The organism is Pseudomonas sp. (genome assembly GCF_041601375.1).
Lineage (GTDB): Bacteria > Pseudomonadota > Gammaproteobacteria > Pseudomonadales > Pseudomonadaceae > Aquipseudomonas.
Map to the genome: position 1 here is coordinate 1 of NZ_JBFIIG010000187.1, position 8110 is coordinate 8110.

Here is an 8110-nt window from a genome sequence, read left to right on the forward strand (position 1 = left end):
GCTGCGCCGCGAGGAGGAACACCTTTATGCAAGCTCTCTGGTTCAACTGCCACGCCGCGACCATGGCCGGCGGGCGCTACTCGATCATCGATGACGCCGCGCTGGTCACCGAGGGCGTGCACATCGCCTGGATCGGCCCGAGGGCCGAGCTGCCCGCCGGCGACTATGCCGAGCGGCATGATCTCGGGGGCGCCTGGCTGACCCCCGGGCTGATCGACTGCCACACCCATCTGGTGTTCGGCGGCGACCGCAGCGGCGAGTTCGAACAGCGCCTCGAGGGCGTCAGCTATGCCGATATCGCCGCGGCCGGCGGCGGCATCACCAGCACCGTGCGCGCCACCCGCGAGGCCAGCGAGGGCGAGTTGCTGAGCGGCGCGCTGCAGCGTGCACGACAGATGCTGCGCGAGGGTGTCACCACCCTGGAGGTTAAGTCCGGTTACGGCCTGGACCTGGCCAGCGAGCGCAAGATGCTGCGGGTGATCCGCCTCCTCGGCGACATGCTGCCGCTGAGCGTGCGCGCCACCTGCCTGGCCGCCCATGCCGTGCCGCCGGAATATGTGGGCCGCGCCGACGCCTATATCGAGTGGGTCTGCCGCGAGATCCTGCCGGAGCTGGCGGCCGAGGGGCTGGTGGATGCGGTGGACGCCTTCTGCGAACATCTGGGCTTCTCCCCGGCCCAGGTCGAGCGGGTGTTCGTCGCCGCGCAGGCACTGGGCTTGCCGGTCAAGCTGCACGCCGAGCAACTGTCCTCACTGCACGGTTCCAGCCTGGCGGCGCGCTACCAGGCGCTGTCCGCCGATCATCTGGAGTACATGGACGAGGCCGATGTGCTCGCCATGGCGGCGGCCGGCAGCGTCGCGGTGCTGCTGCCTGGGGCCTTCTACCTGCTGCGCGAAACCCGGCTGCCGCCGATCGAGCTGCTGCGCCGGCATGGCGTGGCCATGGCGGTGGCCAGCGATCTCAACCCCGGCACCTCGCCAGCGCTGTCGCTGCGCCTGATGCTCAGCATGGCCTGCACCTCGTTCCGCCTGACCCCCGAAGAGGCCCTGGCCGGGGTCACCCTGAACGCCGCCAAGGCCTTGGGCCTGGCGGCCAGTCGCGGTAGCCTTGAAGTGGGCAAGCTCGCCGATTTTGTCGCCTGGCAGATCCGCCGACCGGCGGAGCTGGCCTATTGGTTGGGCGGCGATTTGCCCAAGCGGATCATTCGACACGGCGCGGAGGTTGCCCATGGATAACGTACTGAGTTTCAAGCGCGGCAGCGCACCGCTGCTGATCAGCATGCCGCACCCCGGCATCCTGCTGACCCCCGCCGTCGAGGCCGGGCTGGTCGAGGAGGCGCTGGAGCGCCCGGATACCGACTGGCATATCCCGCTGCTCTATGACTTTGCCGGCGAGCTGGGCGCCAGTACCCTGGAGGCGTGCTACTCGCGCTATGTCATCGACCTCAACCGTCCGGAAGATGACGCGCCGCTCTACGCCAGCGCCACCACCGGCCTGTTCCCGGCGACCCTGTTCACCGGCGAGCCGCTGTACCGCCCCGGCTGCGAGCCGTCCCGCGAGGAGCGGGCGCGCTATCTCGCCGAGATCTGGAGGCCCTATCACCAGACCCTGGCCGCCGAGTTGGCGCGGATCAAGGCCGAGTTCGGCTATGCGCTGCTGTTCGATGCGCACTCGATCCGCTCCTGCGTGCCGCACCTGTTCGACGGCCTGCTGCCGGACTTCAACCTGGGCACCAATGCCGGCGCCAGTTGCGACCCGCAGCTGAGCGAGCGTCTGCTGGCGGTCTGCGCCGCGGCCCGGGACTACAGCCATGTGCTCGACGGGCGTTTCAGGGGTGGCCACACCACCCGCCATTACGGTCAGCCGCAGGCCCAGGTGCATGCCGTACAGCTGGAGCTGGCGCAGTGCACCTACATGGAGGAGCAGGTGCCCTTCGACTACCGCGAAGACCTCGCCGAGCCGACCCAGGAGGTGCTTCGCGACCTGCTGCAGGCCATGCTGGCCTGGGGCCGCGAACGCTACGGGCGTTAGCAGGCGCAGCGACCAGCTCGCGGGCCGGAACTGCCGGCTCCGCCTCACCCATATGGGTGGCTGTGCTGTCCGAGTGGTCTGGATACTCTTCGGTGCTTGCCCGCAGGCAACCCCAATAAGAAGGAGCATCCATGACCCCGAGCCTGAAAGTTCTCACCGCCGCCGTGCTGTTCGCCGGCCTGCCCGCAGCAACCCACGCCATGCCTTACTCGCAGCTGATCATCTTCGGCGATTCGCTGAGCGACAGCGGACAGTTTCCCGACCTCGGCAGCCCCCTGCTGGGGGGCAACCCCACCGGCGGCTTGCGCTTCACCAACCGCACCGGCCCCGGCTTCCTGAGCAACAACCGCGAGTACTTCGATGCCGTCGCCACCCAGCGCCTGGCCGCGCTGCTCGGCCTGCAGGCATTGCCCTCGACACCCATTCTGCCGCAGATACTAACTGGCAACGCCGATGGCACTAACTATGCGGTGGGCGGCTACCGCACCGATCAGATCCTCGCCTCGATCACCGCGGCCAACGGCTCGGTGGTAGATGCCGGCGGCGGCACCATGCGCACCCGCAACGGCTATCTGCTGGATGTGCCGCGGGTCGATCCGAATGCGCTGTTCTACATCAACGGCGGCGGCAACGATGTGCTGCAGTTCGTGGTCACCGACCAGGCCAGCGCCGCCGTAGCGGCGGCCGATCTGGTGGCGGGCGTCGCCGCCCTGCAGCAGGCAGGGGCGCGCACCATCATCGTCTCCGATCTGCCCGACGTCGGTCTGACGCCCGCCGGCTTTGCCTTCGGCTTTCGAGATGCCTGGTCGAGCGCCTCGGGCCTGCTCAACGCCGAGCTGGGTAGCCAGCTTTCGGCCCTCGGCGGCAATGTCATCCGTCTCAACTTCCGCGCCCTGCTCGGCGAGGTGCAGGGCGATCTGGCGACCTACGGTTTCGACCCGCTGGTGAGCCAGACCGATGTCTGCTTCAGCGGCGATGGCTGTCTGGCCGACCCGACCTGGGGGCTGGGCGGGCTCACGCCGAACCCCGACCGCTTGATGTTCAACGACGGCGTACACCCCACCGCCGCGGTGCAGCAGATCAGTGCCGATTACATCTACTCGATTCTCGGTGCGCCCTGGGAAGTGTCCCTGCTGCCGGAAATGGCCATGGCCAGCCTCAACGGCCACCAGCAACAGCTGCGCAGCGAATGGCAGGCCGACCGTGGCGCCTGGCAAGCCGTCGGACAGTGGCGCAGCTTCGTCGGCGCCAGCGGTCAGCGCCAGCAGTTCGAGCGCGGCGAGGCGGTGGCCGGCGGCGACAGCGATGGCCTTGGCGTGAACCTGGGCAGCAGCTACCGGCTAAGCGAGCAGTGGCGCCTGGGCCTGGCCCTGGGCCTGCAGGAACAGACCCTCGAAGTGGGTGAGGCCGACTCCGAGTACGACCTGCGCAGCTACCTGCTCAGCGCCTTCGCCCAGTATCAGCAGGGTCGCCTGTGGGCGGACGCCAGCCTCAGCCTCGGTCATCTGGATTACAGCGATCTCAAGCGGAAGTTCGCCCTGGGCATCGCCCAGCGCAGCGAGAAGGGCGACAGCGATGGCCAGCTCTGGGCTCTGTCCGGGCGCCTGGGCTATGACCTGGCCAATGCCGACACGGGTTGGCGGGTCAGTCCGTTCCTCAGCGCCGACTATGCCAAGGTGGATGTGGACGGTTATCGCGAGGACGGTGCCAGTGCCACTGCGCTGAACTTCGCCGATCAACAGCGCGACAGCGCGCGGCTGGGGCTGGGCCTGCAAGCCAATTACCAGCTAGCGCCGGCGACCCAGGTGTTTGCCGAGATCGCCCGCGAGCTGGAGTTCGAGGACGATCGCCGCGATCTGCGCATGGGCCTCAATTCGGTAGCCGGCAACAGCTTCGAGCTGCAGGGGCATACGCCGGCCAGCGGTCAGACCCTCGCCGGGCTGGGCATCAGCCATGCCCTGGCCGAGGAACTGCAGCTGCGCGCGGCCTATCACTTTCGCGGCACCGACGACCGTCAACATGGCGTGAACCTGTCCCTCAACTGGGACTGGTAAGCACCGGCAGATAAGCTCGCGCCCTGCGGCCTTATGCGCGCTGGGCGTCACTCCCAGCGCAACCGCGCCAGCTGCCATTCATCGCCTTCGCGCCACCACTCCAGCTTGACCGCATAATGCCGCGCGCTGTCGGGGATCAGCCCTTCGGCGCCGGTCAGCGCCACCTGAGCTTCCGTGTGGCCTTTCTCGCTGTAAGTCGGGTCGATCCGGCTACTCTTGCTGAGGGCGATCACCCTGACGTTCTTGTGGCGCAGAAACAGCAGGGCCATGGTGCGCCTGGCCCAGTCGCGGTCCAACTCCTGCTGGGCGGAGAACTGCGGGTGCAGTTGCTCGAGGACGGCGCCGCCGTCTTTCGCTTCCAGGTTGTCCTGCAGCCGCAGCAGCGCCGCTTCCAGGCTCGCCTGTGGGTCATCCTTGGCGCCGCAACCGCTCAGCAGGATGAAAGGCAGCACTAATAGCAAGGCAAATCGGCGAGCTGACATGCTGAAATCCTTTTACATGGTTATGATGCGAAACGGAGCGGGAAACGGTAGCGGACCGTTTGCACACGAGTTGGCGCCGTACCCTATGTATAAATCCAGGAGTGCACCATGCAGACTTTGTATCCGGAGATCAAACCCTACGCCCGCCACGAGCTGGCGGTAGAGGCGCCGCACGTACTCTATGTGGACGAGAGCGGTACGCCGGACGGTCTGCCGGTGGTGTTCATCCATGGCGGCCCGGGCGCGGGATGCGATGCCCTGAGCCGGCGCTTCTTCGACCCCAATCTGTACCGTATCGTCACCTTCGACCAGCGCGGCTGCGGGCGCTCGACGCCCCATGCAAGCCTGGAGAACAACACCACCTGGCACCTGGTTGCCGACCTGGAGCGCATTCGCGAGCACCTGGGCATCGACAAGTGGGTGCTGTTCGGCGGCTCCTGGGGCTCGACCCTGGCGCTGGCCTATGCCCAGCGCCACCCCGAGCGGGTGCACGCGCTGATCCTGCGCGGCATCTTCCTGTGCCGGCCCCAGGAATTCCAGTGGTTCTACCAGGAAGGCGCCAGCCGCCTGTTCCCCGACTACTGGCAGGATTACCTGGCGCCGATCCCGCTCTCGGAGCGGGGCGAGTTGATGCAGGCGTACTACAAGCGCCTGACCGGCCCCGACCAGATCGCCCAGATGCATGCGGCCAAGACCTGGTCGGCCTGGGAAGGGCGCACCGCCACGCTGCGCCCGAACCCGCAGGTGGTCGAGCGCTTCAATGATTCGCACCGGGCCTTGTCGATTGCCCGGATCGAATGCCACTACTTCGTCAACAACGCCTTCCTCAAGACCGACCAGTTGCTCCGCGACATGCCGAAAATCGCCCACCTGCCCGGGGTGATCGTGCATGGCCGCTATGACGTGATCTGCCCCCTGGACAATGCCTGGGCACTGCACCACGCCTGGCCCAACAGCGAACTGCAGATCATCCGTGACGCCGGTCACGCCGCGTCCGAAGTCGGCATCACCGACGCCCTGGTGCGTGCGGCCAACCAGATCGCCCGGCGCCTGCTCGACCTGTCGCCCGACGAAGCATGAAGGCGCTGATTCAACGGGTCAGTGGCGCGCGGGTGGAAGTGGCCGGCGAGGTTGTCGGCGCCATCGATCGGGGCCTGCTGGCCCTGGTCGCGGTCGAGCCGCAGGACGATCCGGCCAGCGTCGCCAAACTGCTGCACAAGCTGCTCAACTATCGGGTCTTCGGCGATGCCGACGGCAAGATGAACCTGTCGCTCGGCGATGTCGGCGGCGGCCTGCTGCTGGTCTCGCAGTTCACCCTGGCGGCCGACACCCGCAACGGTCTGCGCCCGAGTTTTTCCAGCGCGGCGCCGCCGGCCCTGGGCGCCGCGTTGTTCGACCTGCTGGTCGAGCTGGCGCAGAGCAAGCATGCGCCGGTCGCCAGCGGCCGCTTCGGTGCCGACATGCAGGTGCATCTGGTCAATGACGGCCCGGTGACCTTTCTGCTCGAAGTCTGAAGCGCCGGGCCCTTGGGCCATGCTGCCGGGATCGACAAAGGCGACGAACCGGCCAGGGTGAGCCAGTCGCGCTTTGCTAGAATCCCGGCTCCTGCTTGCCAGCCGCCATGCCAGGCAACCTGGCTGCGTCGTCATCAATGGTCCCTATGCAGCTCAAACAAAAGATCGTCGCCCTCGCCATTCTGCCGCTGCTGCTGGCCATTGCCGTGATCGGCGCACTGGTGCTGTCGCATGCCAAACGCCTGGGCGAGCAGCAGGAGTTGCTGATCGAAACCAGCATCATCGCCAGCAAGAAGACCGAGCTGCAGAACTACGTCGAGCTGGGCTTGAGCGCTGTCGCCCCGTTGTACGCCAGCGGTCGCGACGACGCCGTCACCCAGCAGCAGGTGCTGAACATACTGCTCGGCCTCGACTATGGCAGCGATGGCTATTTCTTTGTCTACGACGGCAAGGGACGCAACCTGATGCACCCGCGCCAGCCGGAATTGACCGGCCGTGACCTGGTAAGCATGAGCAACCCGCATTGGGTGCAGGCGATCCAGGCGCTGTTGCTCAGCGCGCGCAGCGGCGACGGCTTCCAGCGCTATCAATGGGAGAAACCCTCCTCCGGCCAGATGACCGAAAAGCTCGCCTATGTGGTGATGCTCGAGCGCTGGGACTGGATGATCGGCACCGGCCTGTATCTCGATGATGTCGAGCTGGCCACCCAGCAGGCGCGGGCCAAGGTGGCGGAGAACATCCGCAGCACCATGTGGGCGCTGGCCGGCGTGGCGCTGGTGGCGGTGCTGCTGGTATCGGCCGGCGGGCTGACGCTCAATTTCAGCGAGCAGCGCCTGGCCGACCGCAAGCTGAAGCTGCTGGCGCAACGCATCGTCAGTTCCCAGGAGGAGGAGCGTTCGCGGGTTTCGCGCGAGCTGCACGACGGCATCAGCCAGTTGCTGGTGTCGGTCAAGTTCCGCCTCGAACTGGCCTGTCACGAACTGGAAAGCGGGCGCAGCCAGGCGCTGGAGACGCTGCGCGGCGGGCTGGCGCGCCTCGGCGGGGCGATCGCCGAGGTGCGGCGCATCTCCCATGATCTGCGGCCCTCGTTGCTGGACAGCTTCGGCCTGCCAGCGGCCATCGACCAGTTGGCAGTCGAGTTCGAGCAGCGCAGCGGGCTGCTGGTCGAATACCAGCAGAGCCTGGAGATGGTAAGGTTGCCCGATGCCGAGTCGGTCGCCTTGTTTCGTATCGTGCAGGAGGCGCTGGCCAATATCACGCGTCACTCCCAGGCCCGCCGGGTCAGCATCGCGCTGGGGCAGGATGGCTCGGCGGTGCAACTGAGGGTGCGCGATGATGGCATCGGCTTCGACATCGCCCGGATCGAACAGGCGCGCAGTGGCGGCATTGGCCTGCGCAACATGCGCGAGCGGGTCGAGCACCTTGGCGGTCGTTTTACCTTATCTTCCACGCCAGGCCGCACCGAGCTTATGGTGAGTCTGCCGCTACCGGGTTGAGCCATGTCCAACATACCGCAAGATCGTCAACCTATCCGTGTGGCCCTGGTCGATGACCACGAGCTGGTGCGCGACGGCCTGCGTGCGCTGCTGACGGCCATGCCGCAGCTGGAGGTGGTGGGCGAGGCCAGCAGCGGTGCCGAGGCGCTGATCCTGGTCGCTCAGGTTCGCCCCGACCTGCTGCTGGTCGACATCGGCATGAAGGACATGACCGGCCTGCAGCTGACCGAGATCCTCTGTCGTCAGTATCCGGGCATGCAGATCCTGATTCTCAGCATGTACGACCACGCCGAATACGTGACCAGCTCGATCCGTGCCGGCGCCCGCGGCTACGTGCTGAAGGATGCCGCCTCGTGGGAAATAGTCGCCGCCATCGACGCGATTGCCGCTGGCGGTACCTACTACAGCGCCGACCTGCTGGAAAAAACCGTGAGCCCGCCGGCCGCCGCCGAGGAACTGACCCCGCGCGAGCGCGAGGTGCTGCAGATGCTCGTGCAGGGCCTGAGCAACAAGGCCATCGCGCGCATGCTCGA

The 8110-nt window shown here is 66.9% G+C and carries 8 protein-coding genes; 7 read left to right on the plus strand and 1 reads right to left on the minus strand.

Annotated elements, in window-relative coordinates; translation table 11 throughout:
- The first annotated feature begins 26 nt into the window (after positions 1–26).
- From hutI to ABZE94_RS18340, 3 genes are all read left to right on the plus strand, one after another.
- Complete coding sequence (hutI, locus tag ABZE94_RS18330; protein WP_372877186.1) at positions 27–1235, plus strand: imidazolonepropionase; 1209 nt, start codon at positions 27–29, stop codon at positions 1233–1235.
- Entirely contained in the window at positions 1228–2031 is an 804-nt protein-coding gene (gene hutG, locus ABZE94_RS18335) for an N-formylglutamate deformylase (protein WP_372877188.1), read from the plus strand. Before hutI ends, hutG begins: the two co-directional genes overlap by 8 nt.
- 131 nt (positions 2032–2162) lie before the next feature.
- Complete coding sequence (locus ABZE94_RS18340) at positions 2163–4085, plus strand: autotransporter domain-containing protein (RefSeq protein WP_372877190.1); 1923 nt, start codon at positions 2163–2165, stop codon at positions 4083–4085.
- Between the two features lie 47 nt (positions 4086–4132).
- Here ABZE94_RS18340 and ABZE94_RS18345 read toward each other — a convergent pair whose 3' ends face one another.
- A complete protein-coding gene (locus ABZE94_RS18345) occupies positions 4133–4567 on the minus strand; it encodes a hypothetical protein (protein ID WP_372877191.1) in 435 nt (144 codons plus the stop codon).
- A gap of 108 nt (positions 4568–4675) precedes the next feature.
- On the opposite strand from ABZE94_RS18345, the gene pip reads away from it, so the two are divergent.
- From pip to ABZE94_RS18365, 4 genes are all read left to right on the plus strand, one after another.
- Positions 4676–5647 carry a prolyl aminopeptidase gene (gene pip, locus ABZE94_RS18350; RefSeq protein WP_372877193.1) on the plus strand — a complete coding sequence of 324 codons (972 nt, stop codon included), beginning with the start codon at positions 4676–4678 and terminating at the stop codon, positions 5645–5647.
- Positions 5644–6081, plus strand: coding sequence for a D-aminoacyl-tRNA deacylase (dtd, locus tag ABZE94_RS18355; protein WP_372877195.1), 438 nt, complete (start codon positions 5644–5646; stop codon positions 6079–6081). Before pip ends, dtd begins: the two co-directional genes overlap by 4 nt.
- A gap of 146 nt (positions 6082–6227) precedes the next feature.
- Complete coding sequence (locus ABZE94_RS18360) at positions 6228–7577, plus strand: cache domain-containing protein (RefSeq protein WP_372877197.1); 1350 nt, start codon at positions 6228–6230, stop codon at positions 7575–7577.
- Between the two features lie 3 nt (positions 7578–7580).
- The coding region (locus ABZE94_RS18365; RefSeq protein WP_372877199.1) for a response regulator at positions 7581–8110 on the plus strand (530 nt) is incomplete at its 3' end.